The organism is Hyphobacterium vulgare, assembly GCF_042643335.1.
GTDB classification, from domain to species: domain Bacteria; phylum Pseudomonadota; class Alphaproteobacteria; order Caulobacterales; family Maricaulaceae; genus Hyphobacterium; species Hyphobacterium vulgare.
The window spans coordinates 17,361-42,713 of sequence record NZ_JBHRSV010000002.1; the positions used below are offsets into that span (position 1 = coordinate 17,361).

The 25,353-nt window shown below is 66.0% G+C and carries 26 protein-coding genes and 1 other RNA gene; 7 read left to right on the plus strand and 20 right to left on the minus strand.

The annotated features are described in order from the left end of the window. Nucleotides 1-88 precede the first annotated feature (88 nt). Complete coding sequence (locus ACFOOR_RS04125) at nt 89-1,885, plus strand: hypothetical protein (RefSeq protein ID WP_343165085.1); 1,797 nt, start codon at nt 89-91, stop codon at nt 1,883-1,885. 7 nt (nt 1,886-1,892) lie between these two features. Here ACFOOR_RS04125 and truA read toward each other — a convergent pair whose 3' ends face one another. The 6 genes from truA to rmuC form a co-directional block, all read right to left on the minus strand. Continuing rightward, a complete protein-coding gene (truA, locus tag ACFOOR_RS04130) occupies nt 1,893-2,636 on the minus strand; it encodes a tRNA pseudouridine(38-40) synthase TruA (RefSeq protein WP_343165084.1) in 744 nt (247 codons plus the stop codon). 154 nt (nt 2,637-2,790) lie between these two features. Beyond that, on the minus strand, nt 2,791-3,717 hold the full coding sequence (fmt, locus tag ACFOOR_RS04135) for a methionyl-tRNA formyltransferase (protein WP_343165107.1): 927 nt from the start codon (nt 3,715-3,717) through the stop codon (nt 2,791-2,793). Nucleotides 3,718-3,785: 68 nt separating this feature from the next. After that, nucleotides 3,786-4,385, minus strand: coding sequence for a hypothetical protein (locus tag ACFOOR_RS04140; protein ID WP_343165083.1), 600 nt, complete (start codon nt 4,383-4,385; stop codon nt 3,786-3,788). A gap of 32 nt (nt 4,386-4,417) precedes the next feature. Next, the gene (locus tag ACFOOR_RS04145; protein WP_343165082.1) at nt 4,418-4,609 is read right to left on the minus strand and encodes a hypothetical protein; all 192 of its coding nucleotides are present in this window, start codon (nt 4,607-4,609) and stop codon (nt 4,418-4,420) included. Next, entirely contained in the window at nt 4,606-5,130 is a 525-nt protein-coding gene (def, locus tag ACFOOR_RS04150; protein WP_343165081.1) for a peptide deformylase, read from the minus strand. Before def ends, ACFOOR_RS04145 begins: the two co-directional genes overlap by 4 nt. Before the next feature lie 32 nt (nt 5,131-5,162). Further along, nucleotides 5,163-6,503: a DNA recombination protein RmuC gene (gene rmuC, locus ACFOOR_RS04155; RefSeq protein ID WP_343165080.1), complete on the minus strand. Its 1,341-nt coding sequence runs from the start codon at nt 6,501-6,503 to the stop codon at nt 5,163-5,165. Nucleotides 6,504-6,678: 175 nt separating this feature from the next. On the opposite strand from rmuC, the gene ACFOOR_RS04160 reads away from it, so the two are divergent. Together ACFOOR_RS04160 and ACFOOR_RS04165 are read left to right on the plus strand one after the other, a co-directional pair. Then, the gene (locus ACFOOR_RS04160) at nt 6,679-7,812 is read left to right on the plus strand and encodes a GNAT family N-acetyltransferase (RefSeq protein ID WP_343165079.1); all 1,134 of its coding nucleotides are present in this window, start codon (nt 6,679-6,681) and stop codon (nt 7,810-7,812) included. Nucleotides 7,813-7,884: 72 nt separating this feature from the next. Further along, nucleotides 7,885-8,991 (plus strand): PQQ-dependent sugar dehydrogenase, encoded by a 1,107-nt coding sequence (locus tag ACFOOR_RS04165; protein ID WP_343165078.1) that lies wholly within the window; start codon nt 7,885-7,887, stop codon nt 8,989-8,991. A 12-nt stretch (nt 8,992-9,003) separates the two neighbouring features. On the opposite strand, the gene ACFOOR_RS04170 is transcribed toward ACFOOR_RS04165, so the two are convergent. The 5 genes from ACFOOR_RS04170 to ffs form a co-directional block, all read right to left on the minus strand. After that, nucleotides 9,004-9,729 carry a queuosine precursor transporter gene (locus ACFOOR_RS04170; protein ID WP_343165077.1) on the minus strand — a complete coding sequence of 242 codons (726 nt, stop codon included), beginning with the start codon at nt 9,727-9,729 and terminating at the stop codon, nt 9,004-9,006. An 86-nt stretch (nt 9,730-9,815) separates the two neighbouring features. Next, nucleotides 9,816-10,421 (minus strand): recombination mediator RecR, encoded by a 606-nt coding sequence (gene recR / locus ACFOOR_RS04175; RefSeq protein ID WP_343165076.1) that lies wholly within the window; start codon nt 10,419-10,421, stop codon nt 9,816-9,818. A 50-nt stretch (nt 10,422-10,471) separates the two neighbouring features. Continuing rightward, entirely contained in the window at nt 10,472-10,798 is a 327-nt protein-coding gene (locus ACFOOR_RS04180) for a YbaB/EbfC family nucleoid-associated protein (RefSeq protein WP_343165075.1), read from the minus strand. A gap of 1 nt (nt 10,799) precedes the next feature. Then, nucleotides 10,800-12,656, minus strand: coding sequence for a DNA polymerase III subunit gamma/tau (locus ACFOOR_RS04185; RefSeq protein WP_343165074.1), 1,857 nt, complete (start codon nt 12,654-12,656; stop codon nt 10,800-10,802). Nucleotides 12,657-12,684: 28 nt separating this feature from the next. After that, nucleotides 12,685-12,782: signal recognition particle sRNA small type (ffs, locus tag ACFOOR_RS04190), an RNA gene on the minus strand. 174 nt (nt 12,783-12,956) lie between these two features. On the opposite strand from ffs, the gene ACFOOR_RS04195 reads away from it, so the two are divergent. After that, nucleotides 12,957-13,937 carry an alpha/beta hydrolase family protein gene (locus ACFOOR_RS04195; RefSeq protein ID WP_343165073.1) on the plus strand — a complete coding sequence of 327 codons (981 nt, stop codon included), beginning with the start codon at nt 12,957-12,959 and terminating at the stop codon, nt 13,935-13,937. Between the two features lie 139 nt (nt 13,938-14,076). On the opposite strand, the gene ACFOOR_RS04200 is transcribed toward ACFOOR_RS04195, so the two are convergent. From ACFOOR_RS04200 to ACFOOR_RS04210, 3 genes are all read right to left on the minus strand, one after another. Further along, nucleotides 14,077-14,298, minus strand: a complete 222-nt coding sequence (locus ACFOOR_RS04200) for a hypothetical protein (protein ID WP_343165072.1) — start codon at nt 14,296-14,298, stop codon at nt 14,077-14,079. Nucleotides 14,299-14,397: 99 nt separating this feature from the next. After that, the gene (locus ACFOOR_RS04205; protein ID WP_343165071.1) at nt 14,398-15,360 is read right to left on the minus strand and encodes a D-Ala-D-Ala carboxypeptidase family metallohydrolase; all 963 of its coding nucleotides are present in this window, start codon (nt 15,358-15,360) and stop codon (nt 14,398-14,400) included. Then, nucleotides 15,296-16,987, minus strand: a complete 1,692-nt coding sequence (locus ACFOOR_RS04210; protein WP_343165070.1) for a L,D-transpeptidase family protein — start codon at nt 16,985-16,987, stop codon at nt 15,296-15,298. The genes ACFOOR_RS04205 and ACFOOR_RS04210 overlap by 65 nt, the downstream gene beginning before the upstream one ends. 49 nt (nt 16,988-17,036) lie before the next feature. Between ACFOOR_RS04210 and nudC the strand changes: the two genes are divergently transcribed. Further along, a complete protein-coding gene (gene nudC / locus ACFOOR_RS04215; RefSeq protein WP_343165069.1) occupies nt 17,037-17,936 on the plus strand; it encodes an NAD(+) diphosphatase in 900 nt (299 codons plus the stop codon). Nucleotides 17,937-18,003: 67 nt separating this feature from the next. On the opposite strand, the gene ACFOOR_RS04220 is transcribed toward nudC, so the two are convergent. Next, the gene (locus tag ACFOOR_RS04220) at nt 18,004-18,531 is read right to left on the minus strand and encodes a porin family protein (protein WP_343165068.1); all 528 of its coding nucleotides are present in this window, start codon (nt 18,529-18,531) and stop codon (nt 18,004-18,006) included. Nucleotides 18,532-18,881: 350 nt separating this feature from the next. Here ACFOOR_RS04220 and ACFOOR_RS04225 point away from each other — a divergent pair, with 350 nt between their 5' ends. Next, nucleotides 18,882-19,631, plus strand: a complete 750-nt coding sequence (locus ACFOOR_RS04225; protein ID WP_343165067.1) for a c-type cytochrome — start codon at nt 18,882-18,884, stop codon at nt 19,629-19,631. 17 nt (nt 19,632-19,648) lie between these two features. Here ACFOOR_RS04225 and ACFOOR_RS04230 read toward each other — a convergent pair whose 3' ends face one another. Then, a complete protein-coding gene (locus ACFOOR_RS04230; protein ID WP_343165066.1) occupies nt 19,649-20,494 on the minus strand; it encodes a C40 family peptidase in 846 nt (281 codons plus the stop codon). 2 nt (nt 20,495-20,496) lie between these two features. Next, the gene (locus ACFOOR_RS04235; protein WP_343165065.1) at nt 20,497-21,873 is read right to left on the minus strand and encodes a leucyl aminopeptidase family protein; all 1,377 of its coding nucleotides are present in this window, start codon (nt 21,871-21,873) and stop codon (nt 20,497-20,499) included. A 122-nt stretch (nt 21,874-21,995) separates the two neighbouring features. Here ACFOOR_RS04235 and ACFOOR_RS04240 point away from each other — a divergent pair, with 122 nt between their 5' ends. After that, on the plus strand, nt 21,996-22,814 hold the full coding sequence (locus ACFOOR_RS04240) for a tetratricopeptide repeat protein (protein WP_343165064.1): 819 nt from the start codon (nt 21,996-21,998) through the stop codon (nt 22,812-22,814). Here the strand turns inward: ACFOOR_RS04240 and ACFOOR_RS04245 are convergent. The 3 genes from ACFOOR_RS04245 to ACFOOR_RS04255 form a co-directional block, all read right to left on the minus strand. Further along, on the minus strand, nt 22,811-23,308 hold the full coding sequence (locus tag ACFOOR_RS04245; protein WP_343165063.1) for a hypothetical protein: 498 nt from the start codon (nt 23,306-23,308) through the stop codon (nt 22,811-22,813). The two genes, ACFOOR_RS04240 and ACFOOR_RS04245, sit on opposite strands and share 4 nt — an antisense overlap. A 66-nt stretch (nt 23,309-23,374) precedes the next feature. Continuing rightward, the gene (locus ACFOOR_RS04250; protein WP_343165062.1) at nt 23,375-24,343 is read right to left on the minus strand and encodes a type II secretion system F family protein; all 969 of its coding nucleotides are present in this window, start codon (nt 24,341-24,343) and stop codon (nt 23,375-23,377) included. A gap of 10 nt (nt 24,344-24,353) precedes the next feature. Then, nucleotides 24,354-25,352 carry a type II secretion system F family protein gene (locus ACFOOR_RS04255; protein ID WP_343165061.1) on the minus strand — a complete coding sequence of 333 codons (999 nt, stop codon included), beginning with the start codon at nt 25,350-25,352 and terminating at the stop codon, nt 24,354-24,356. Nucleotide 25,353: the final 1 nt, after the last annotated feature.

Below are 25,353 nucleotides of genomic sequence, written 5' to 3' on the forward strand. Positions count from 1 at the left end.
ACTTTACCGCAGATGTCCGAAAAGTGTCGTGCCGCTGTTGCATTCTCCAACGTATTTTGAAGCCTTGTGACCAGTTGGGGGTGCGGACATGCGCGTAACGATCTTCGTTGGAATGCTCGCTGGACTTCTGTCCTGCCTGTCCGCGCCGACATTCGCGCAACCGCGCGTGTTCACGGCGGTTTCGCCCATCACCCGGTCGCAGGTCCCGGGGCAGCCGCGGACGGCGATCATGGCGCTGATCAACAATGGGGAATCAACGGCGCGAAATTGCACGATCTCGGCAGTAGGAGCGAATTCGAACTTCGAGTATTCCATCTTCGAAGTGACGATTGCCAACAACGAGATCACCAACAATGGTGAGCTCAATGCCCCCTTCGACATCCCGGCAGGGACCACCCGCTACATCGCCCTGTCTCACAATTTCCTCAGAGATTTCGGAACAACCGGCCAGATCCTGTCGATCAGCCAGAATCTGATTTGCGACAACACCACCACCGAAGGCTTTGTGAGGCTCAATGCTCTGAACCTCGTCCAGCTGCCCGGCACGCCCGCCGACGTGGTATCGGCGGTCGTGACGCCGTCCCTCGACGGCGTGCTGCGGATTGGGGTGGATGGTGGTGCGCGGCGCGCCGCTGGCGCGATGATCAATATCGGTTCAGGCGGCAACCCGGAAATGATCACGGTTCGTCCGCGATACCCCAATCTGGGCGAATTCGTTTATGGATTCGGGAATTTCGGGGGACCGTTCGAGACACTCGTGTGCGAAACTGATCCCATCAACGGTGTCTGTCTTTCTCCTCCCACGGCGTCAATCGATGTGAGCTTGGGCGACACGGCACGCACCTTCGCTGTGGTCCTTCGCGACAATCTGGGCTTTGGCGCACGCCTGTTTCCGAACATGTCGCGCGTCGGCCTTGAATTCGTCGATGCCAACGGCAATCTCGTCGGTGAAACCAATATCGCCTACACGGCTCCGGCCGCGACCCCTCTCAACTCCAGCGATCCCGGAGCCCTCGCCGGCTATGCGGGAATCTATAATGTCAACACGCTGAGCAATGACGGCGAAATGTGGAACGGTGCCCAGGATGCAGGCAGCGGGTTCGCCGTCATCGACCCCAGTGGTGGTATCTGGCTGCTCACATATCGGGACTCTGATCGGTTGAGCACGAGCTTCACCGAAGTCAGCTACGGTCATCAGTTTGCCGGATATGGCCAGATCACGCTTGGAGCAGTCGATGGCGACACACAGGCGTTTTCCGCGCTGATTGACGGTATGGCGCGATTCACATCGGTCGATCCGGCGGTTGAAACGCGCGCGACGGCGACATTGACCGGCCAGGGTGCGCCGAGCGGCTACTTCTTTGGAAATCTGACCCGGACAGCAAACGAACCCACCAGTCTCGCAATCACGAGATGGCCGGAAAATACCAATGTCCGCGCCAACATTGACGCCCACACGATCGAACCGGTGTCGCTGTCCAGCCTCGCGGGCGAGTTCCGCGACATTCCCTCGATTGCCAACCCTGTCACCGAACCGAAAAACAGCCTCACCATCACGCCCGACGGGCAAGTGTCCGGATATTTCCAGCGCGGATTTGGTGATGACGAGGAGTCCTGCGCGCTCACGGGCTTGATGACTCAGCCTGACCCGTTGCGCCATGTCCTGATGATTTCCGGTACGCTTGCAGCCAACGGCGATGCATCCTGTACCGTCGCCGGACCGGTCACAGGGGTGGCGGCGTACAATCGGCCCGCCTCAAGTTTCTACTTTTCGCAAGGTCAGCAATCGGTTGAAGTCAACACGCGCACGTTGAACTTCCTCATGCGTCAGTCGGACACCGGCGAAATTTTCACACCGAATTTCCAGCGGGATGTCTCCGAGTAGGCGCCAGTCAGCCCTCGTAATCCACCTTGGTCAGGTAGAGCCCGTCGGGCGGGGCGACCGGGCCGCAGCGCTGGCGGTCGGCGGCGTCGAGCGCGGCCTTGAGGTCGCGCGCACTCCACTTGCCGCTGCCGACCTCGACGAGACTGCCCGTCATCGAACGCACCTGCCGGTGCAGGAAGGAAATGGCGCGGCAGGTCAGGTGAATCTCCGCGCCCACACGGCTCACCGAAATGGCTTCCAGCGTTTTCACCGGGCTGTCGGCCTGGCACTGGCTGTCGCGGAAGGTGGTGAAGTCGTGCTGGCCCACAAGGACCTGCGCGGCATGGTGCATCGCCTCGGCATCGAGCCGATAGGGCACACGCCAGACATGTCCCCTGTCCAGCGTCAGCGGCGGTCGCCGGTCCACCAATCGGTAGAGATAGTGCCGCCGCTTCGCCGAGAAGCGGGCATGAAAATCCTCGCCGACACGTTCCGCCTCAAGCACCGCGACCGGGTGCGGGCGCATGTGCTGATTGAGCGCATCGCGCACGGTGTCGGTACGGAAATCCTTGCCCAGATCGAGATGCGCGACCTGCCCCAGCGCGTGGACGCCGGCATCGGTGCGGCCGGCCGCATGAGCGGTCACCGGCGCGCCATTGATCGCCTCCGCCGCGGCCTCGAGCACACCCTGCACCGTCGGCACATCATCCTGACGCTGCCAGCCGGCAAACGGTCCGCCATCATATTCCAGGGTCAGCCTGTAGCGGGGCATCAGTGCGACCCTCGCTTACGAGCGCGCTCATGACTCCCTCCCCCTCCGGGGGAGGGTCGGGGTGGGGGGGATTTGACGAGATGCGCACCCCACCCCTGCCCTCCCCTCAAGGGGAGGGAGAAGGAATGCGTGCTGGTTTCAACGATCAGAGGCATCAGCCCAGAACCGTCCCGGCCGGGATGGCGGTGCCGCGCAGGAAATCCTCCGCGTCCATCGCGCCCCGGCCCTCGCGCTGCAGCCGGGTCAGACGCACCGCGCCCTCGCTGCAGGCGATCAGCAGCGTGTCGTCGAGCGCCGTGCCGGGCACGCCCTCGCCCTCCTCGGCCTTGGCGTTCAGCACCTTGATCCGCACCGGCTTGCCCCCCGCGTCGAGGGTGAACCACGCGCCCGGGAAGGGCGACAGGCCGCGAATGTGACAGCTGAGTTCGTCGGCCGGACGCGTCCAGTCGATCCGTGCCTCCTCCGGCGTGATCTTGGCGGCATAGGTGACCCCGTCCTCGCTCTGGGGCCGGGCCTCCAGCGATCCGCGTTCGAGGGCGGCGAGCGCCCGCGGCCACATCTGCGCGCCGGTCGCCATCATCCGGTCGTGCAGGCTCCCGGCCGTGTCGAACGGGTCGATGCGCAACGTCTCCGACAGCAGGATCGGCCCGGTATCGAGCCCCGCCTCCATCTGCATCACCTGCACGCCCGTGCGTGCGTCGCCCGCCATGATGGTGCGCTGGATCGGCGCGGCGCCGCGCCAGCGCGGCAGGAGCGAGCCGTGCAGGTTGAGACAGCCGAAGCGCGGCGCGTCGAGCGCGGCCTGCGGCAGGATCTGGCCATAGGCGACGACCACCGCGACATCGAGATCGAGCGCGGCGAATTCCGCCAGCACTTCAGGGTCCTTGAAGCTTTTCGGCGTCTCCACCGGAAGCCCCAGCGTTTCGGCCAGTTCGTGGACCGGCGTCTTCCTCTCCTCATGCCCCCTGCCCTTCGGGCGCGGCGGCTGGGTGTAGACGCGGACGATGTCATGGCCCGCCGCGGCGATCTCGGCGAGCGAGGCGGCGGCGAAGTCGGGCGTTCCGAGAAAGGCGAGGCGCAGTGTCATGGGCGCGTTTGACCGCGAACCCGCCCGCCGATCAAGCCCCCCAAAACGTGCACTCGGGCCTGTCAGTCCTCGAACCCCCAGGGCGCGGGCGGCGCTTCAACCGGCTCCGACAGGTCGAACACCGCACGGAAATTCCGGTCCGGCCGCGTCAGGCCGTAGGTAAAGGTCTCGCCCTCGATCTGCATCAGCCAGACATTGTCGGCCGAGACCGGGATGCCTTCACGCACGAAGAGGTCGCGGCTGAATTCATCGGCCGGGAATTCGGCGGTGAGGCCGGTCACCGCCCCCTCCGTGTCGCCGCCATACTGGGTCAGCACGTCCTCGCTGCCGTCCTCGTGGCGGTGGTCATGCTTCAGGCGCAGCCCCTCGCCCTGCCGCGTCACCACCCAGGTGCGCGAACGATTCTCCCCGACATGCAGCGGAATGCGGATCTCGTCGGCGCTGCATTCGCGGATATGCATCACCATGCGTTCCGAGCGCCAGTCGGCGTCGCGCGGGTCGTCTCCGAGCACCCGGCCCTCATAGGCCTGGCCGCAGCGGGCGCTGAGGGCGGTAAAGAGGTCCGTTTCCGCCGCGGCGGACGGCGCAGGTGTGGACTCAGGGGCGGGATTGCCGCAGGCCGCGAGCGCGGCGGCGGCAAGAAGGGGAGCGAGAGCTTTCATGGACCTTACTCGACCCCGGTCCGGGCAGGCGGTCAAGCGGCGGATTGGTCCGCCGTGTCGACAATCACCGCGCAGGCCCGCAATTCCGCGATCCAGCGCCCGCCCCCGGCCGCGCAGTCGCGCGCGGCGAACCAGGCCTCGATATGCGGTTGCAGGATGACGAGCGTCGTGAACAGCAAGAGCGCTGCGGTCGCGGCACGGATCAGGACGGCGTTGCGGTTCACCCGGCTGCCGGGAGTTTTTCCAGCCCCAGCTTCTTCACCCGCTTCACTGCCCGGTCCCGCTTCAGGCGCGAGAGATGGTCGATGAACAGCACGCCCTCGAGGTGATCCATCTCGTGCTGGATGCAGACCGCATAGAGGCCCTCGGCCTCCTCGATCACTTCCTTGCCGTTATAGTCGAGATATTTCAGGCGCACATGATCCGGGCGCTCGACCTCGTCATAGACGGTCGGCACCGACAGGCAGCCCTCCTCGTAGGGCAGCTTCGAGTCGGACGCATCGAGGATCTCCGGGTTCACGAAATAGCGCGGATTGCGCTCGCCCTTGCCCCAGTCGAGGTCCATCACGATGACGCGCAGCGGCTCGCCGATCTGGATCGCGGCGAGGCCGATCCCGTCGGCGGCATACATGCTCTCCAGCATGTCATCCATCAGATCGCGAAGCGCATCGTCGACCTTGTCGACTCGCTTCGACACCTGTTTCAGGCGCGGATCGGGAACGGTGAGGATGTCTCGGACTGCCATGACGCCCTAGGTATGCCGGAGCGCGCCGGGGTTCAAGACTCGCCGTCTTCAGGCGCTGAAAGCGCGGCGGGTGAGTCGCCGGAGGCATCGATATAGCCATCGGGCAGCGACTTCTTCGTCTTCGCGCCCAGCTCCTTCAGCATCTCGGTCTGGCGGATCACATTGCCCTTGCCGGTTGCCAGCCGGTCGCGCGCGGTTTCCCACGCGCCCTGGGCCTGGCCAATGCGCTGTCCGACCTTGTCGAGCTCTTCGACGAAGCCAACCAGCTTGTCATAGAGTTGGCCCGCCCGGTCGGCGATCGCCTGGGCATTCTGGTTCTGCCGCTCGATCGTCCACAGATTCTGCACCGTGCGCATCGCCATCGTCAGATTGGTCGGTGACGCGATCATCACGCCGCGTTCGAGCGCGTACGACACCAGGTCGTGATCATTCTGCAGCGCCAGAACCGCCGCGCCTTCCAGCGGGATGAACATCAGCGTGAAATCGACACCGGGATAAAGCGCCGCATAATCCTTCTCGCCCAGCGATTTCACATGCGTGCGCACCGAGGCGAGATGCTGTTTCAGGAAGGCGCTGCGCTCTTCATCGGTCTCGGCATTCACGCACGCTTCGAAGGCGTTGAGGCTGACCTTGGAATCGATCACCAGGCGGTGTCCGCCCGGCATGTTGATGACCACGTCCGGGCGCAGGCGCCGGCCCTCACCGTCGGTCTCGTTCGACTGGGTTTCGAATTCCTCGCCTTCGCGAAGCCCCGATTTCGACAGGATGCGTTCGAGCACCAGCTCGCCCCAGTCGCCGCGGACTTTCGACGAGGATTTCAGTGCATTGGTCAGATTGTTCGCGTCCTGCGAAATCTGCACGGCATTCTTGTGCAGCGTATCGACCAGCGTGTGCAGCGCACTGGTCTGGCCGGTGCGCTCCTTGGCATCCTCGATCACCCGTTTCTGGAAACCGTCGAGCTGCTCGCGCAGCGGGTTCAGCAGGGTCTGCAGGCTTTCCGCGCTCTTCGCGTTCAGCTCCTTGCCGCTCGCCTTCAGCACCTCGTTGGCGGTCAGCTGGAAACTCTCATTGAGCTGTTTGCGCGCCTGTTCCAGATCGGCCAGCCGCTCGGCGTGGTGTTTCTCGGCCGATTCCAGAGTCGCCTTGAGGCTGGCATGGGCGCGCTCGGCTTCCGAGCGTGCGGTTTCGGCGGCCTTCAGGTCCGCCTTCAATTCCGCCAACGCGGACTCGATCCCCTCGGCCTGGATCGCCTTGCGCTCCGCCTCCTCGAGGCGTTTCTCGAGCCGCCCCGCGCGTTGCTTTTCCAGAAGCAGCAGCCCGAAAAGGACCAGAGTGACGAGGAGCGTGCCCGCTCCGAACAGCATCAAATCCATGGATTTCCCGTATCGATTGAATCGCGCAGAGCATACAGAACAAATCCGAAACGCCAACGCCCGTATGCCTTTCCGGCCGCTCGCCCTGGAGGGGAAATTAACCCGCGATCAACCCTCAAGGGAAACTGGCCCGGCCATTGCTCCCGTCCGGTTCTGAACAGGGAGACCGGCTTTCATGCGTGTGGAAACCGTTTCGATCCGGGACTTGACCCCAGCCGATGTGCGGCGCTGGAACGCCTGGACCGCGCCGGGCGGTCAGCTGTCCAGCCCCTATCTGCTGCCCGATTTTGCCGAGGCGGTCGACCGCGTCCGCCGCGATGTGCGGGTCTCCGTGCTGAGCGATGGCGGCGAACCGGCAGGCTATTTCGCCCATCACACGCCCAAGGGCGGCGTTGTCCGCCCGGTCGGGTCGCCAATGTCGGACTATCAGGGTGTCGTGGCGGCACCAGGCGTGCGCATCCATCCGCGAGATGTGCTGGCGGGGGCCGGCGCCTGTGCCCTGGTCTATGACAACTGGCTGGCGGCCGGACATGATCTGAGCCGGGAACGCCGCGAGCGCGACGGATCGGTGATCTGCGATGTCAGCGAAGGCGGCGATGCCTGGTTCGCCGCGCAGAGCCTCTTGCACCGGGATCATTTCAAGAAGATGGCGCGCCGCCTGCGCAAGGCGGAGACCGAATTCGGGCCGGCACATTTCGTGTTCGGCGACCCGACGGGTGATCACTATGCCGCGCTGAAAGCCTGGAAAGGCCAGCAATACCGCGCGACCGGAAAGCTCGACGTGCTGTCGGTCGGCTGGGCCGACCAGTTGCTCGCCGATCTTCGCCGCCGCGAAGGCAGCCCGTTCGGAACGCTGACCGCCGCCCTTTATTTCGGCGACCGGCTCGCCGCAGTGGAAATCGGCCTGATGGCGGGCGGTGTCTATCACTCCTGGTTCCCCGCCTATGATGCGAAATTCGCCTGCGCTTCGCCGGGCCTGCTTCTGATTCACGGCCTGATCGAGAACGCGCAGCGTCTCGGCATGACACGCATCGATCTCGGCCGGGGCCACGGCCAGTACAAGAAATACTACGGCAATTACGAAGTGCCGCTGGACACTGGCCGCGTACTCGACGCCGGACTGGCCGCCTTCATGATCCGTGGCTGGGAAACCGCCGAGGCCTGCGCCCGGATCCTGCCGCCGAACGTCGCCGAAATTCCCGCGCGGGTGCGGCGGCGCTGGGCCCAGATCAGCGCCTTCGAACCGGACCTTCCGGCCCGCCTCGGCACTCTGGCGCGCTCGCTCCGCCCCGACCCGCAGGCTGCCTGATCCCTCTGAGGGAACTTGCCTGGCCAATTCCGCGCTCTACCCTCAGGCCCGAAACCGGAATCGAGGTCATTCATGCTGCGCGCGCTCTCCGTCCTGCTTCTCGTCGCCACCGCCCCTGCCCTGGCGCAGGATTACGCGGTCGAAGCCGAAACCGTCGTGGCCGGGCTCGATCATCCCTGGTCACTCGCCTTCCTGCCCGACGGCTCGATGCTGGTCACGGAGCGCGCCGGACGGCTACGTCTGATCCGCGGCGGCGCGCTGATCACCGAACCGCTCGCCGGAACGCCGAACGTGTTCAACAACCGGCAGGCGGGCCTGTTCGACGTCCTCCTGCACCCGGATTTCGCCGAGAACCGCCTCGTCTACCTGTCCTTCGCGCAGGGCAATACCGTGATGAACCGGACCGCCATCGCACGCGGCCGGTTGAGCGAGGGTGCCACCGCGCTGGAAGACACCGAGGTGATCTTTCAGGCCGAAGCCACCAAGCCCGGCGGCGCGCATTATGGCGGGCGCATGGTCTTCCTCGAGGATGGCACGCTGCTCCTGACCATTGGCGAGGGCTTCATTCGCATGGACCAGGCCCAGGACCCGACCAATCATTTCGGCACGATCGTGCGCCTGACCGAGGACGGCGATCCCGCCCCCGGCAATCCTTTCGCCGATGGCGAGGAGGGTGACGAGGCGGTCTGGAGCTTTGGCCACCGCAATCCGCAGGCCATCGCCATCGAACCCTCGAGCGGCGATGTCTGGGAAATCGAGCACGGCCCGCGCGGCGGCGACGAGATCAACCGCATCGTGGCGGGAGCCAATTATGGCTGGCCGCGCGCCTCCAATGGCGATCACTATGACGGCGAGATGATCCCGGACCACGCCGAAGGCGACGGCTTTGAAGGCCCGCTGCTGCACTGGACCCCGTCCATCGCCCCGTCGGGAATGGCCTTCTATGACGGTCCGGACTTCCCCGAATGGCAGGGCGACCTCTTCGTCGGGGCATTGGCCGGTTCGCATCTGCGCCGGGTCGATCTCCAAGACGGTGAAATCGTCGGGGAAGAGGCATTGCTCGGCGAGCTTGGCGTACGCATCCGGGATGTCCGCATGGGACCGGACGGGTCACTCTACATCCTGACCGATGAGCCGGAGCCGGATGGCGCACTGATGCGGATCATCCCGGCCCGGTAGGGGTGGCGGACGCTAGCCCCGGAAGTCGAGCAGTTTCCGGCCCGTCGCAAAGTTGCGCAGGATGTAAACGAGCGGCGTGTCGAGTCCGGCCGTCAGGATCTTGAACGCGACCTGGCCGAGGATCAGGCTGAACAGGGCCGCCAGCGACACGACGCCGCCGAACGCGACGGTGATGAAGATCACCGAATTCACGATCTGCGCGATGATCGTCGAGACATTGTTGCGCCACCAGAGCCGGTTCTTCCCCCGGTCGCGTTCGCGCAGATAGTGATAGATGAAGACGTCGGTCAGCGCCGAGAGACCAAAGGCTGCCATTCCGGCGATATTGGTCCGGTTCGAGCTGGCCAGAACGAATTCGAACGCCGCCTCGTTCTCCGCCGTCCAGTAGTCCGCCGGCCCGACCCAGGGCACCCAGGTCTCGATCGTCAGACCCATGGCGAACAGGCCGAAGACGACCAGGCGAATGATCAGGCCGGAGATCACGACATGGGTCGCCATCTTCCGTCCCCAGACTTCACTGATCACGTCCGTGGCCGTGAAGGTCAGCGCAAACGCGAACGTCCCCACCGGCACCAGGAGCCCGAATCCGAACAGGTTGAAGGCGATCGGTTTCACCGCCAGCACGGCGGCACTGATCAGGCAGGCGATGAACAGGCTGACGCAGAAGATGAAGACGAAGGCCGCGCGGCCCGGTTCGGGCAGGACAGGAAGGTCCGCGTTTGACGGACGTTCACTCATCGGCCGAATGCATTCGACAGGACCACCACATCCCCCTTGGCCTGCCAAGGTGAGAGCGAATCGGCGCCCGGCGCAAGACGTCCCGGTCAGGCGGGACGCCGGCTCCGGAACGCAGCAGCCAGCGTGCCGTCGTCGAGATAGTCAAGCTCGCCGCCCACCGGCACGCCGCGCGCCAGAGAGGTGACGGCGACGCCGAGCGGGGTCAGCTTGTCGGCGAGATAGTGGGCGGTCGTCTGCCCGTCGACCGTGGCATTGAGTGCCAGGACGATCTCCTTCGCCTCCGCGCCCGAAGCCCGCTCCATCAGCCGCGAAATGTTGAGATCGTCGGGGCGGATGCCGTCGAGCGCCGACAGCGTGCCTCCGAGCACGTGATAGCGGCCGCGGAAGGCGCTGGCGCGTTCCAGCGCCCAGAGATCGCCGACCGTTTCGACGACGCAGATCACGGAAGGGTCGCGGCCCGGCGCGGCACAGATGGCGCACGGATCGGTCACGTCGAGATTGCCGCAGGTCGTACAGGCGCGGATCTTGTCCGCCGCGTCGGCGAGCGCCTCGGCCAGCGGTCCCATCAGCGCCTCGCGCTTCTTCAGAAGGTGCAGCACCGCCCGGCGCGCCGAACGCGGCCCCAGCCCCGGCAGTTTGGCCAGGAGCGATATCAGGCGCTCGATTTCGGGTCCGGCAGTGGCTCGGCTCAAGGGATCAGCTCACGCGAATCGAAGGCAGGGGAAGGCAGCATAGCCGCGCATCACATCCCCAGCAGGCTCAGGCCCGGCGGCAGTTGCAGCCCGCCCGCGGCTTCCTTCATCACGCGCTGCTGCACGGCTTCGGCCTTGCGGCGCGCATCGGCGCTCGCCGCGACGATCAGGTCTTCGACAACCTCGACCTCGGAAGGCACCATCATAGAGGGGTCGAGCTTCACCGACTTGATCTCGCCCTTGGCCGTCATCGTGACACTGACGAGACCCGCGCCGGATTCGCCAGTGACCTCTTCGCGGTCGAGCTTTTCCTGCGCCTCGGTCATTCTCTGCTGCATTTCGCGGGCCTGCTTCATCAGCCCCATCAGATCGGTCATGTCAGGACCTTTCCTGTCTCTGCTCGCCATCGCTGGCGAAATCATCCGCGTCTTCCGAAGCGCTGCGCACATCGACGAGTTCCGCGTCCGGGAAATGCTTCAGCACCTCGGCCACTGCCGGGTCGCGGCGCGTGACCTCGAACAATTCGCGCCGCTCGCGCTTGCGCCGTTCCGCCCAGGTCTCACCGCCGCGCGAATCCGTCGAGGGCATCACCGCCCAGGTCGAACCGGTCCAGTCGGTCAGCGCGCGCGACAGGCGCTGCGCCAGGTCGGGCGGACAATGCGCCTCGGGTTCGAACACGATCCGGCCGGGCTTGTAGCTGACCGGGCGCACGAAGCGCTCGACATCAGACCGCAGGCGGATGTCCCGCTTGCGTTCCAGAAGGCCGATCAGCGCCTCGAAATCCTTCGGCCCCTCGACCGGGGCTTCGACACCCTTGGCCTCGGCCGGTAGGGCCGGTTCGTCCGCATCGGGCGAGTCCGGTTGTTCGTCCTCATAGGCCGACAGCGGCGGCGCATCCTCGAGAACGTCGTCCCGGTCGTCCACCACCGCGCCCGAATTCTCAGACCTGGGAGCCTCCGCCCCCTGCGGGGCGTCAGGCTTTGGGGCAGGCGTTGTCTCCTTCGCCGGACCGCCTTCGGCGATCATCCGCGCCGCATCCTCCGGCGACGGCAGCGACGCCGCCGAGGACAGGCGAAGCAGCGTCATTTCCGCCGCCGACAGCGGTTCGGGTGCCTGACGCACATCGTCGAGCCCGGTCAACAATATCTTGAACAGCCGCGTCAGCTGCGCCAGCGACAGGCCTTCCGCGATTGAGGCCAGACGCGCGACCGTCTCCTTCGCCTCGGCCAGATCGGCGTCCTCCCCGACCACCTTCACCCGCGTGATGGCGTGCACGAAATCGAGGCAGTCGCGCGTGATGACAGCGGGGTCGGCCCCGGCGTCGTAGAGCTCGGAAATCTCGGCCAGCGCCTTGGCATGATCGCCCGACAGCGCCGCTTCGAGCAGGTCCAGCACACGCGCCCGGTCGGCCAGGCCCAGCATGTCGCGGACCTGCAGCGCACTGACCGGCGCATCGCTGTCGCCGCCCTGCACGATCGCCTGGTCGAGCAGGGAGAGCGCATCACGCACCGAGCCTTCCGCGGCCCGGGCGATCAGGGCGAGGCCATCGTCCTCGATGGTCGCGCCTTCCTTTTGGGCGATGCCTTTCAGGTGCGCGGCCAGCTCATCGCGATCGACCCGTTTCAGGTCGAATCGCTGGCAACGCGACAGCACGGTCACCGGGACTTTCCGGATCTCCGTCGTCGCGAAGATGAACTTCACATGCGGGGGCGGTTCTTCGAGCGTCTTCAGGAGCGCGTTGAACGCCGAGGTGGACAGCATGTGCACCTCGTCGATCACATAGACCTTGTAGCGCGCTGAAACCGGCGCATAGCGCACGCCTTCGAGGATTTCCCGGATATCACCGACGCCGGTGCGCGAGGCGGCATCCATCTCAATGATGTCGACATGCGCGGATTTCTGGATCGCGGCACAATGTTCGCCCGGCGGATCGAGCACGATGGAGGGCTGGTCGACCTCGGCCGTCTTGTAGTTGAGCGCGCGGGCGATCAGGCGCGCCGTCGTGGTCTTACCGACCCCGCGCACCCCGGTCAGCATGTAGGCATGGGCGATCCGGCCCGAGGCGAAGGCATTGGTGAGCGTTCTCACCATCGCTTCCTGGCCGATCAGGTCCTCGAATCGCGACGGACGGTATTTGCGCGCCAGCACCGTATAGCCGACCTTGCCGGACGGCGTGTCCAGTCCAAGCGGCGGGCCTTCCGCATTTTCCGGCATGTCGGGCGGAGCGTCGTCCATGGACCTTTGGGGAGCTGGTGCGGCGTTAGGTGGAAGACCGGACAGCGACCCGGAGCAAAACTCGTTACGGCTGCTTCCTTCCGGACCTGACCGGGTTGGCGAGGGCTCCGTCCGCGCCGGCCTTCCGCCCCCAATATCGCGTGCCGGGGCGGCGGGTGCAAGGCGCAGGAGTCAGCCGTCCTGCGCTTCGCGGCCGGCGACGGCCTGAGCATGCCCCAGCACCGCGCCGTACGGCGCATTCTTGCTGCGACGGACACATGGGGCGCGGCGCGTTAGAGTGATCGGCTCAGGGAGATCTTCATGCGCACGCTTGTCCTCATCCTCGTCCTGCTGACACCCGGCCTCGCCGCTGCCGACCAGGCCAGCGTGTGGGGCGCGCCGGGTGCTCATACCGTGTCCGTCAGCGACGACAGCTGGACGGACACCGATCGCGATCGCGACATCCCGGTGCGGATCTATCGCCCCGACGGTGACGGCCCCTTCCCTGTGGTGATCTTCTCGCATGGGCTGGGCGGCAGCCGCGAGGCGGCGCCCTATCTCGGCGAGCATTGGGCGAGCTGGGGCTTCCTGGCCGTCTTCGTCCAGCACCCTGGTTCGGATGAAAGCGTGTGGCAGGGTCAGAGCGGTCCCGCCGCCATGCAGGCCCTGCGGCAGGCCGCCAATGCCCGGTCCGCCGTCGCCCGCTACCGTGACATTCCCTTCGTCCTCGACGAGATCGAACGCCGGACGGCAACAGACGAGCTGCCGGCGGACACAGCCCGCATGGGCATTGCCGGGCATTCCTTCGGCGCACACACGGTGATGGCTGCGCTTGGCAGGGACTTCGGGCCCGGCGGGCGAATCGATTTCGACGACCCCCGCCTGCTGGCCGGCGTCGCCCTGTCGCCGCCGCCTGCGGATGACCGCACGGATGGCGGCGCGGTCTATGCCGGCATCGCCGAACCGGTGCTGCACCTCTCCGGCACCGAGGACGGCAGCCCGCTTGATGCCGCGACCCGTCCGGAGGATCGGCTCGAAGCCTTCGCCGCAATGGGGCCGGCCCCGCAATACCTGATCGTGTTCGAGGGCGGCGATCACAGCGTCTTCGGCGGCCGGTCGCGCCCCGGCCGCCCAGACCCGGAGAATTATCCGGTGATCCAGTCCGCCACGGCGGAAGCCTCGACCGCCTTCTTCCGCGCCTGGCTGGCCGGCGACGACGTCGCCCGCAGCTTCATCGATGGCGCGCCCTTCGCCGCCCGCTTCGACCGGCTTGGCCGCGTCGAGACCCGGAATGTGGAGTGACAGCGACTTTTCCGCCCCTTGAACGGGAGCGGGGTGGGGTGATCGTTCCCGAGTTCTCACTAGGGTTCCCGCGCAAGCGGGAACCCGAAGCTTGGTGAAAACTTCAGGTCCCCATTTTCATGGGGACCCCATGACATCCCTACCCCGCCGAGGCGCCGCGCAGGAAGGCTGCATGGTCGTCGAGTACCGCCACCAGGTCAGGATCGCCGCCGGTCTCCACCAACAGGTCGCGCCACCAGGTGACGACCCGCGACTGGGTTTCAAGCCAGTCGCGAACCGCCCGGTCGGCGGCATTGCCCTGCATCGTGTTCAGCGCCGCACCGTCGCCGAGACGGTCGGTATCATTGGCGGCCCATCGCATCGCTCGCTCCCGGATTGCCGGCCTCGCCGCGCCTGAATCGGCAAAGCCATGAAGCGAGTTTATGCGAATAATTCGCAAATGCAATAGAGGCGGGTCGCGTCACCTCCCCCAGCGCACATTGAAGCCGCGCTCGTCGATGTGGACATAGGGGCCATGATAGCCATTGGCCCGGTATTCCCCGAGACCGCCGGCCAGACCGCTTGCCTCATCTTCCATCAGCGCATGGATGAAATCGAACAGCACCGCCGCGTCTTCCTGGTTCTGGATGCCGTCGCCATTGAGATCATCCATCACCTTGTCGCCGTCCTCGTCGATGAAGATGTCGGCCGCCCCGCCATAGACGTGCCGCGAATGTTCGCCATTTCTGAGGTCGCGATTGTGGTCCGGCGTGCGGTATCCGCTCATCACCACGAAGCCGTCCGTGCGCCAGCCATGGGCGTTGACGCGCTCCAGTATGTCTTCCAGTGACAGCAGCAGGTCTTCGCGCACCACGGCATAACGCGGCCAGCCGGCCTCCTGCTTGCACAGGAACTGACCGAGCATGAAATGCGGTGCGACCTCGATCTCGATCATGTCCTGCGTCACTTCGATATAGCCTTCCGGCGCCCGGTAGGTGTCGAGCCCGCGATAGGGTTCGCGCGGATAGTCGCCGATCCGGTAGCCCGACAGCTGGCCATTGCGGATCTCGCTCGCCGGACGAAGCACGAAGACGTTCAGACGAATGATTTCGCCGTTCTCCGCCACCGCCTCGATCGCGTGAAGGCCGGGCTGATCGGGGGCGAGCCAGACGGCCGCCTCTCCCAATCCGTCGGCAAAGGGGCGTTCGGATCGCCATTCGACCGGCCGGTCGGCGGACAGGGTCAGCATTTCTCCCGGCATCACCGAGAGCGCGAAGACTCGGTAGTCGACCGACAGGGTGTCATTCACCGACACCGTCAGGCCGGTGCGGCCATTGTCATAGGCATGGAGATCGACCGGCTCGCGGGCCGGGGCCATGTCAGAAGCCGACGCCGCACTCGCCGCCGCCGTCAGCCAGAACAAACTCGTCAGGATCGTCTTCATCGTCAGGATTTCCCGTTTCCGGCGCACCCCCGAGCGCCGCGATCAGCCTCGCGTCGAGGCCATACACATCCGGCACGAAACGCACGCCGCCCTCCCCGTTCGCCACGGCTGTGAAATAGAGGAAACGCACATCGATCGGCCGGAGGAGATCGATGCGGGTTTCCCGGCCGCTGTCGAGGGCGTCGTGCAAACGCTCATTGTCGGTTTCGCTCGCGCGTCCCGCGACCCATTCGGCCAGTTCGACGGCATCGCGCACCCGCACGCAGCCCGAGGAAAAGGCGCGCGCAGGCCGGTCGAACAACTCTCGCGCGGACGTGTCATGCAGGAAGGTCGAGAACGGGTTGGGAAAGATGAATTTCACCACGCCCAGCGCATTGTGCGGGCCGGGTCGCTGACGCAGACGGTAGGGGAAGTCCCGGGCGCTGACCGTGGTCCAGTCGATCTCGGTCGCATCGACCGCCTCGCCCGTCTCCCGGTCAAGCACCACGAAACCCAATCGGTCCACGGCCCCCGGATCGCGGCGGAACAGCGGCAGTTCGTCGAGCACGGCCAGACGGTGCGGCGTCTCCCACCACGGATTGAGGATCATGTAGCGCATCTGCGCTTGCAGCATCGGCGACGGCCGGCTCGGCCGTCCGACGATCACGTCATGGGTCCGGACGAACCCCTCAGCACCGTACACGGCCAGCCGGTAGTCGGGCAGGTTCACTTCGACGCGCAGCGGTGCCGGGTCGCGTGGCAGCCAGCGCCAGCGTTCGAGACCGGCCTCGATCTGAGCAATACGATGTTCGACGGGAATGTTGAGCCAGTCGATCGTGTCCGCTCCGGCAATGCCGTCGGGCTCGAGATGCGCCGAGCGCTGCACTTCGGCAACCGCCGCTGCGACCGCATCGTCGTAGATCATGACGGAATCGATGAATTCGGCGAACTGGCCGGGACCGGGCCAGGCCAGAACCGGCATCAGCCCCTCGGTCTGCAGTCGGTCGCGCAGGAACAGCACCCGCACATCGCGGTCACCGGGATGCAATGCAGGACCCGGTTCGATCGGGTGCCACCCTCCCTGCTTCGCGATCTCGCGGTAGCGCACCAATGCCGCCTGAAGCGCCCGGTATTCGGGGCGGTGCGGAGCGAGCACCTCGAGGCGGGTCACCACCTCGCCCGACGCAATCATCAACGCCAGACTGTCCGCGGGATTGGCCAGCGGCTCGGGCGCGTCGAAGGCCGCGCCGTATTCCCGCGGATCGAGCCGCCCGGTCGCGAGATCCTGCGCCAGCGTCATCCAGCCTTCGGTCGCCAGCCGGTCGAGCGCGGGATCGGCGATTGCGGCATCCGCGGCGCGCAGGTCGGCATAGCCATAATCGCTCGGGTCGAGGCCATGATCGGACGCCGAAGCGAGCGCTTCGATCAATGCGTCGAAATGCGCCGCATTCGCCTCGCCGGTCCACACAAGCGCGCCCTCGCGCGCCGCGTAGAATGCCTCGACCGGGCCCGCCTCGAGAGGCGTTCCGGCGATCTGCAGCGACAGGGCGAAGACAAGCACGGTGTTCAGGGACGGCTCCAGCTGGTTCAGGAAATCCTTAATTAGAGTGTGGGCATCGCCCGGCCCGGTTTCAAGTGCGGTTGGCAACGCCCCCGGCACGCATTAGCACGTCGGCGACACAGCAAGGATGAGGACCATGCATGACGCCGGCCTCCCGCCCCTGGCCTTCTCGGCCTGTCCGCTCGATCGCGGCGAGGCGATTCGCCGCGACGCAGCCGCCCTGGCCGCGCTTGAAGCCAGTCCGGACAGCCGCCGCATCGTCCTGCGCGGCGGCGAGCCTCTCATTTCGCACAATGGCCGGCTGGTCCGGTTTCCGCTCTCCGATCCCCGCTTCGCTCCGGAGCGGGAACTGATCTTTCTCGGCCTGGAGGACGGGACCGCCCTGTTCGCCGGCGAAACCGCCGATTCCAGCGACCCGTTCGAGGATTCCCGCTTCTCCGACCCGCGCGCGGCGGGGATGCGGCTCGACACGGGCGAGGCCGGGATTTTCGCTTTCGCCCGCTCGCTGCTGCTCTGGCGCGAGCGGCGCAGCTTCTGCTCCAATTGCGGCGACCGTCTGCAGGAGGCCATGGGCGGTCTGCGCCGTGATTGCACCGCCTGCAGCGCGCAGCATTTCCCGCGCACCGACCCGGTCGTCATCATGCTGCCCGTCGATGGTGACTACTGCCTTCTGGGCCGTCAGGCGGCCTGGCCGCCGCGCATGTGGTCGGCGCTCGCCGGCTTCATGGAGCCCGGCGAAACGATCGAGGAAGCCTGTGCCCGCGAGATCGCCGAGGAGGCCGGCATTCGCGTCGATCAGGCCGGCACCGAATATGTCGCGTCACAGCCCTGGCCGTTTCCGTCCTCGCTGATGATCGGCCTGATCGTTCCGGCCCGCTCCACCGAGGTCACGATCGACGCCGCCGAACTGGAAACCGCCCGCTGGTTCTCGAAGGATGAGATCGCCGCCATGCTGGCCGGTGAACATCCCGACGCCGACGTGCCGCCGAAAATCGCCATCGCCCGCCGCCTGCTGGAAGTCTGGGCGTCGCGCTGACCCTGACCGCCAAGAAAAAGGGCCCCGCCGAAAGCGGGGCCCTCTTCTTTTCGTTCAGCTGGCGCGATTAGCGCGTGCCGAAGCGGCGAACATAGGAGATGCCGAAGGAATCGGCTTCACCGCCCTGATCGAATTCGGTGCGGGTGACGTCGAGGCGGACACCGTTCACACCGTCGAAGAACCATTCGCCGCCGACGCCATAGGACCAGCCGTCGTCATCGTCGGAAAAGGTCGCGCCGCCAGCCGACGCGTCGAAGGACGCGGTGGTGTAACCGGCGCGGGCGAACAGGTTCGCGTTTTCCGCGACCGGCAGACGGCCGACCACGAAACCGCTCAGAGCGTAGTCCATGTCGACGTCGACATTGGTCGCGCCCACGGCAACCGTGTCGCCATTGATGCCGATATTGCCTTCACCTTCGATGCCGAAGAATTCGGTGAAGTCATAGCCGGCGCGCAGGGCAACGGCGTCGAAATTCACCGAGTCAGCATCGACATGGGTGTAGCCACCCGACAGACGGAAATCGCCGGCATCGGCGGAAGCGACGGACGTGATCGCGAGCGTCGCGGCGGAAGCGGAGAGGAGCATACGGATCATTTCTGAACCCTCATTGTTGTTTGTTGACCAACCAGCGGAGCGGTCTTTGCCGTCCGCTCTGTTGATCTGAGCAGCACCGAAACGGGTCGCAAGGGGGATGTTTCCGCGAGTGCAGCCATTTGCTGTGCTGCAATTTCCGGGTGCGGCCAAAGCGCAACGCTGTTTGGCACCGGAGTGACCCGACTGTGGCGGCGATGTGGCAAACACCCCGGACCGCGACCCTTCGCCGCTGGACGCGGCCGCGCGTGCAGCGTAAGTGACGGTCTGCATTGCCGCCTTGCGCGGTTGCCACTCCCGTTGGCGCGTGCCAAACACGCTCGCGCTCTCAATAGCATTGCCTGGGGACGAGAATGGGCGATCTCTTCTGGAACAAAATTGCAGGCGTGGTGATTGGCACCATCCTGGCGATCATGGTCATCGGTCTGATTGCCGAAGGTCTTTTCCCGGAACACGGGGAAGAAACCGAATTTGCCTATCCGCTGGACCTGGCCTCGCTGGGGACCGGCTCGACCGCCGTCGAGGAAGCACCGGAAATCGATCTCGGTACGCTGCTCGCCAATGCCAGCGCGGACGCCGGTGAACGCATCGCCCGCCGCTGCGTCTCCTGTCACACCTTCGAGCAGGGCGGGGCCAATGGCACCGGCCCGAACCTCTGGGGCGTCGTCGGAGCCGACAAGGCCACCCATGCCGGCTTCGGCTATTCCGCTGCGCTCAGCAGCATGGAAGGCACGTGGACCTACGAGAATCTCGATGCCTTCATCGAGAATCCGCGCGGCTATGTGCCGGGCACCAACATGTCATTCGCCGGTCTGCGCGGCGAGGAAGACCGGGCCGATCTGCTGGCCTATCTCCAGACCCTGTCAGCCGATCCGGTTCCCTTCCCCGCCCCGGCTCCGGCCGAAGCGGACACCACCGGCGACGAAGCCGGCGGCGAGATGATCGAAGGCGAAGACGCGGCCGTGACTGCGGACGCTGAATCCGGCGAAACACCGGTCATCGAAGAGCAGGAAATCGAATCGCAGGCCGCAGCGGCCGGCGGTGAAGACCTGACCGACGAACCGGAAACCACCGAAGACGAGACCGGAGACGGCGAGGAATAATCCTCGCCGCTTTCTCCCTAGCGTGAACGCCGCAGGACCGATGTCACCGGTCCTGCGGTTTTTTCTATCCGCTCCACAGCCTCCGCCAGCGGTTCGATCGCTACGGCCATGTGCCAGGCATTGGCGTGCAGCAGCTGCTCGCCATCGGTCATGATGCCGACATGGCCCTTCCAGAACACCAGATCGCCGCGCCGTTTCGGCGCATCGGCAGCGACATGCCGCCAGCGCCCGCCCAGCTCGGCTTCCTGCAGATCCGTGTCACGCGGGGCGGGGATGCCCGCCGCCTCCAGTGACAATTGCACCAGCGCCGAGCAGTCGAGCCCGACACTGGTCTTGCCGCCCCACAGATAGGGCACGGCGTAGAATCGCTCGGCCACGGCCACGAAGTCGGGCTCGGTCGCACTGACCGGCGCAATATGGAATTGCGGCACCCAGCCGGTGCCGATCACCTCGACATAATTGCCCTCCCGGCGGCCGGCGGCGACCCGGGAATTGAGACTGATCAGCGCGACAGGAGGCGATTTGAGATCCGGCTTCGACAGCACATAGGTGCGCAGGGCGGAGACCCGGTGGCTGGCCATCCGCACATCGCGGTCCAGGGCGTCCGACGGGACATAGCCGGTATAGCCGTCATTGCGCGAAAACCCCCAGGCCCAGCCATCCTTCTCCTCGAGCACCGCGAACACTTCGCCGAACAGCAACTCGGTATCGACCGGTGCGTCGTCCTTCGGCGCGGAGCGCAGCCAGACATTGGCGTGGCCGACCTGCCGGTCGACCGGCTCGGTGAAGCGTTCCGCCTCGACCTGGCCTTCCAGGTGGGAAGCCGCCAGATCGGGACGCGCGGGTGTGGTTCGGCGATCCATGCCTATTTCCCCTTCCCGTAGCGTTCCTTGAGCATCGCCCAGGCCGCGCGCGAGCCCAGCATCTCCCCGCCCTTGGGGCGGGCCGGCCGGTCCTCCGGGTTCCAGGCAAAGATGTCGAAATGCGCCCAGCGCGTCTTGCCGACGAAGCGCCGCAGGAAGAGCGCCGCCGTGATCGAACCGGCAAACCCGCCGGACGCAGCATTCTTCAGGTCCGAGATACTGCCGTCGAGCCAGCTGTCGTAATTGTCCCAGAGCGGCATCTGCCAGACCGGGTCATTGGCGGCCACACCGCCGCGCGAGATCGCGTCCGACAATGCCGGATCGTTGGAATAGAAGGGTGCCAGGTCCGGCCCGAGCGCGACGCGCGCCGCGCCGGTCAGGGTCGCGAAGTCGAGCAGCAGGTCCGGCTCGTCCTCGACCGCGCGGGCGATCGCATCACCCAGTACCAGACGGCCTTCCGCATCGGTGTTGTCGATCTCGACCGTCAGCCCCTTGCGCGAGGCGAGCACATCGCCCGGCCGGAACGCTCCGGCGCCGATCGCATTCTCCGCCGCGGCGACATAGAGCTTCAGATGCACCGGCAGTTTCGCGTCCATGATCAGTCGCGCCAGCCCCATCGCATTGGCCGCGCCGCCCATATCCTTCTTCATCAGCCGCATGCCGGCGGACGGCTTGATGTCGAGCCCGCCGCTGTCGAAGGTGATGCCCTTGCCCACCAGCGCCACCAGCGGATGGGCAGGATCGCCCCATTCCAGCTCGATCAGGCGCGGGGCCTCCGCCGCGGCTCGGCCGACGGCGTGGATCATCGGGTAATTGTCCTTCAGCAGCTTGTCGCCCGTGGTCGCCTTCGACTTGCCGCCGAATTCCTTGGCCAGCGCGGCAACCGCGTCCTGCAGCGCGTGCGGCCCCATGTCCTGCGCCGGCGTATTCACCAGGTCGCGCACCAGGTGGATCGATCGGGCGACGCGCTTGGCCTCCGCCATGTCCGCGCCCTCGACCGGCATCAGCTTCGCGGGTTGGCGCGGCCAGGTCTTGTAGCGCGCGAACTGATAGCCGCCCATCGCCCAGGAGATGGCGAGCAGTGTCGGATCGAGACCATGAAGCGGGCCTTCGAGCCGCCAGACACCTTCGGCCAGGCCGAGCGCCGCCGGGCCGAGCGCCTGCGGGTCATTGGCCAGGCCGACACCGGCCACGGCGTCGGCGCCTGATCCTTCCGGCAGCGAAGCGATCTGACCGGGCCGGCCTGAAAAACCGCCCCGCTTCAACAGGTCGCGCGCGCCCTCGCCGAGCGCGGACAGGTCCTCGTCGAGATGGCTGGCACGGATCAGGCGCACGCTGCGATGCTGGGATTCGCGCGAAGTCGCGAACAGGTCGGTCACGGATGGGCTCCCTTCAGGGGCGGGTGAAAACCGGAAAGGCTTTGTTAAGGCATTTTTGACGGGCTGGCCCGACGATCAAGGGCCTGAATGGCGCGATTCGCACCTCTGAAAGAGGAAAGCCCATGCCCCGCTACGATTCCGTTACCCGTCTCGGCCTTGCCGCATTGGTGTGTGCCGCACTTTCCGCCTGCGCCACATCACGCACGGCCGAAGAGCAGGAACTGGCCACGGCGATGGAAGCGCGGGCAACCATCGTGCCGGCCGGGCAGGCGGAACGCCAGGCGATCCGCACCCAGGACCTGCTGACCCAGGCCGCCTTCTGGGCCGAACAGCACGACCTCAATCCCGGCGACCGCGAAGCCGCAATCGAATTCGTCCGCATCCTGCGCGCTCTCGGCAATGAGCAGCGCGCCTCCGACGTCGCCCGCCAGTCGATGGCGCTCTACCCCGACGATGCCGATCTTCTCTACCTCTACGGCCTGTCACTGACGACATCCGGCCGGGGCGGCACGGCGATCGAACCGCTGTCGCGCGCCCGCGCCGCACGGCCCGGCGACTGGCGGATCATCAATGCGCTCGGCGTCGCCTACGAGGTCGCCGGTCTCTCCGAAGAAGCGCGCAACCGCTTCCGCGAAGCGCTCGCCATCGCTCCCGGCGAGGCGGCCATCCTGTCCAATCTCGCTTTATCCTACGCCATGGGCGGCCAGGCCGAGCAGGCCGAAATCATGCTGCGCGAGGCGATCGCGCGGCCCGGCGCCGGCGCGCAGGTGCGGCAGAATCTGGCTTTGGTGATCGCGCTGCAGGGCCGGTTCGATGAAGCCGAACGCCTTGCCCGCACCGATGTCAGCGTGGAAACCGCCGAGGCCAACATGGCCTATGTCCGTTCCATGCTGACCACCCAGCGCCGCTGGGATGCCATCCGGGGGGATGGCGCGCGCTAAAACTCGATTTCGCCGCTCGACCGCGGCGGGGGCGGCGGGTCGACCGGCTTGTCCTCGATCTTCTTCAAGGGGAAGTCGGCCTTGATCTCCGGGTCGATCAGCGTCTGGTCGAAGCGGAAATGCTCGACGCGCTCGCGCAGCGAGGCCGGGGCGCGGTTGTCCTTCGAGGCTTCGGAAGCCCGGTAGAGCGCGAACAGGCGCAGATAGCCCTTGTCGTCGCGGCTGAGATCGGTTTCGTCGAGCCGGTCGATGACCTTTTCCAGCGCCGTCACGCCGGCCTTCACCTTGCCCAGCTTGAGCTCGACCAGGGCGGACACCAGCGCCACGCGCCAGCCGATCTCGGCGAAATCCAGCTTCTTCGGCGCGGCGGTCAATTCGGTCCGGGCACGCTTGGCATCATCCTCCCACAGGGCACGCATGGCCTCCTGCGACGCGCGGCGCGCCGTCTCGACCGCTTCCCTGTGCTTGTCTGGCGATGTGCGCCGGAGAATCATGAACGCCTTTCCCCGCGGCCCTGATCGGCCGCCTTCCCGCCTAACTAACCCGAATGTGAGGTTTCGTCACAGGCCTTGGTAACGGAGATAGGCCGGTCCGAGAATGACGACAAACAGTACCGGCAGGAAGAAGACGATCATCGGGACCGTCAGCTTGGCCGGCAGCGAGGCGGCCTTCTTCTCGGCGTTGGCCAGGCGCATGTCGCGATTTTCCTTGGCCATGACGCGCAGCGCCTGGCCCAGCGGCGTGCCATAGCGTTCGGCCTGGATCAGCGCGGTCGCGACCGCCTTGACGCCGGGATGATTGGTCCGCTTGGCGAGGTTTTCGTAGGCCATGCGGCGGTCCTGGAGGTAGGACAGCTCCGCCGTTGTGAGCGACAATTCCTCGGCCAGTTCGATCGACTGGCTGCCGATCTCGCCCGACACTTTCTGGAAGGCCGCCTCGATCGACATGCCGGATTCCACGCAGATCAGCAGCAGATCGAGCGCGTCCGGAAACGACGTCATGATCGATTCGCGCCGCTTCTGGGCCGCATTGGTCACATACAGGTTCGGCGCGTAATAGCCGAGCATGCCGAGCCCCAGCGCCGCACACCAGCGCGTGATCGTCGGCAGGCCGAAATCATTGACGAACATCAGATAGAGCGTCGCCCCGGCGAACAGGATGATCGGTGCGGCCAGCCGGAAGAAATAGAAGGTCATCACCGGGCCATTGCCGCGGAAACCGGCCTGGCCCAGCTTTTCCTTGATCGCCGGATCCTCGAACAGCTTCTGCAGGTTGAGGCTTTCGACCACCTGGCGGATCAGCGTGCGCTTTTCCTGCCCGCGCAGTTTCGACGAATTTTTCTCGATCGCCTCGCGCGACTTGCGGCGCAGCTCTTCGCGGCGGTTCTGGACAGACTTGATCCGCTTGTCGAGCTTGTCCGCCCCCATCATCGGGACGGTCAGCGTCACGATGGTGGCGAACACCATCAGCGCGGCGATCGTGGCCCACAGGAAGCTGGGGTCGGTGACGAGTTCGGCGATGTCGTCCATGGCCTCCTCGTCAGTGCTTGAAGTTGATCATGCCGCGCATCATCAGGATGCCGAGACCCATCCAGATGGCACCGCCGAGCAGCATCAGCTGGCCCTTCGGCTCGACGAACATCGCGTTCATGTAGGACGGCGTCGTGAAATAGACGATGCCCAGCACACCCGGCGGCAACGCGCCGATGATCATCGACGACGCCTTGGCCTCCGACGACAGCGCACCGATCTTCTCGCGCATCATCTTGCGCGCGCGCAGCACGGCGGACAGGTTCGACAGCGCCTCGGCGAGATTGCCGCCCGACTTCTGCTGGATCAGCAGCACGGTGGCGAAGAAGTTCAGTTCCGGCAGCGGCATGCGCTCGACCATCTTCTTCATGCCGTCCTCGATCGACACGCCCATCGACTGGGCTTCGACGAGGCGCGCGAATTCCGGGCCGATCGGGTCGGGGGATTCGCGCGCGATGATCTTCAGGCACTCGTTCAGCGGCAGGCCCGACTTCACGCCGCGCACGATGATGTCGAGCGAATTGGCGAATTCGGCGGTGAATTTCTTCTGCCGGCCCTTGCAGCGCATGCCGAGGAACCAGCGCGGCATGCCGAGGCCTGTACCGACCCCGGACGCGAGCGAGACCAGCAGGGACTGGCCGAAATAGAGCGAGACACCGACACCGATGACGCCGACCACCAGCGAGGCGATCCAGAACGTCGTCGGCGAGAAGCTCATCCCCGCCTGTTCGATCTTCGCCTTGAGTGACAGCGTCTTCTTGCGCTGGTCCTTCTGGCGCTTTTCGAGTTCCTTGAGGCTGTCCTGCACCTGCTTGCGGCGCTGCTGCGTCTGATCAACGACGGTTGCCCGTCGCGCACCGCCGCGGCCGGCCGCCCCGCCGATCGCAATCGCCTTGCGCTGGCGCGCCGCCCGGTTGTCGCCCATGGCACCGGTCGCGACCCAGCCGACCCCGCCCACCGCGATGAAGGCGGCGATCGCGGCGGCGATGAGGACGGGATCGGGACCCACG

Bases quoted from the DNA above. Each gene is read 5' to 3' on its own strand.
- ACFOOR_RS04125 (WP_343165085.1), top strand. From the start codon at position 89: ATGCGCGTAACGATCTTCGTTGGAATGCTCGCTGGACTTCTGTCCTGC.
- truA (WP_343165084.1), bottom strand. From the start codon at position 2,636: ATGCCCCGCTACAGGCTGACCCTGGAATATGATGGCGGACCGTTTGCC.
- ACFOOR_RS04140 (WP_343165083.1), bottom strand. From the start codon at position 4,385: ATGAAAGCTCTCGCTCCCCTTCTTGCCGCCGCCGCGCTCGCGGCCTGC.
- def (WP_343165081.1), bottom strand. From the start codon at position 5,130: ATGGCAGTCCGAGACATCCTCACCGTTCCCGATCCGCGCCTGAAACAG.
- rmuC (WP_343165080.1), bottom strand. From the start codon at position 6,503: ATGGATTTGATGCTGTTCGGAGCGGGCACGCTCCTCGTCACTCTGGTC.
- ACFOOR_RS04160 (WP_343165079.1), top strand. From the start codon at position 6,679: ATGCGTGTGGAAACCGTTTCGATCCGGGACTTGACCCCAGCCGATGTG.
- ACFOOR_RS04165 (WP_343165078.1), top strand. From the start codon at position 7,885: ATGCTGCGCGCGCTCTCCGTCCTGCTTCTCGTCGCCACCGCCCCTGCC.
- ACFOOR_RS04170 (WP_343165077.1), bottom strand. From the start codon at position 9,729: ATGAGTGAACGTCCGTCAAACGCGGACCTTCCTGTCCTGCCCGAACCG.
- ACFOOR_RS04180 (WP_343165075.1), bottom strand. From the start codon at position 10,798: ATGACCGATCTGATGGGGCTGATGAAGCAGGCCCGCGAAATGCAGCAG.
- ACFOOR_RS04185 (WP_343165074.1), bottom strand. From the start codon at position 12,656: ATGGACGACGCTCCGCCCGACATGCCGGAAAATGCGGAAGGCCCGCCG.
- ACFOOR_RS04195 (WP_343165073.1), top strand. From the start codon at position 12,957: ATGCGCACGCTTGTCCTCATCCTCGTCCTGCTGACACCCGGCCTCGCC.
- ACFOOR_RS04200 (WP_343165072.1), bottom strand. From the start codon at position 14,298: ATGCGATGGGCCGCCAATGATACCGACCGTCTCGGCGACGGTGCGGCG.
- ACFOOR_RS04205 (WP_343165071.1), bottom strand. From the start codon at position 15,360: ATGAAGACGATCCTGACGAGTTTGTTCTGGCTGACGGCGGCGGCGAGT.
- nudC (WP_343165069.1), top strand. From the start codon at position 17,037: ATGCATGACGCCGGCCTCCCGCCCCTGGCCTTCTCGGCCTGTCCGCTC.
- ACFOOR_RS04220 (WP_343165068.1), bottom strand. From the start codon at position 18,531: ATGATCCGTATGCTCCTCTCCGCTTCCGCCGCGACGCTCGCGATCACG.
- ACFOOR_RS04225 (WP_343165067.1), top strand. From the start codon at position 18,882: ATGGGCGATCTCTTCTGGAACAAAATTGCAGGCGTGGTGATTGGCACC.
- ACFOOR_RS04230 (WP_343165066.1), bottom strand. From the start codon at position 20,494: ATGGATCGCCGAACCACACCCGCGCGTCCCGATCTGGCGGCTTCCCAC.
- ACFOOR_RS04240 (WP_343165064.1), top strand. From the start codon at position 21,996: ATGCCCCGCTACGATTCCGTTACCCGTCTCGGCCTTGCCGCATTGGTG.
- ACFOOR_RS04245 (WP_343165063.1), bottom strand. From the start codon at position 23,308: ATGATTCTCCGGCGCACATCGCCAGACAAGCACAGGGAAGCGGTCGAG.
- ACFOOR_RS04250 (WP_343165062.1), bottom strand. From the start codon at position 24,343: ATGGACGACATCGCCGAACTCGTCACCGACCCCAGCTTCCTGTGGGCC.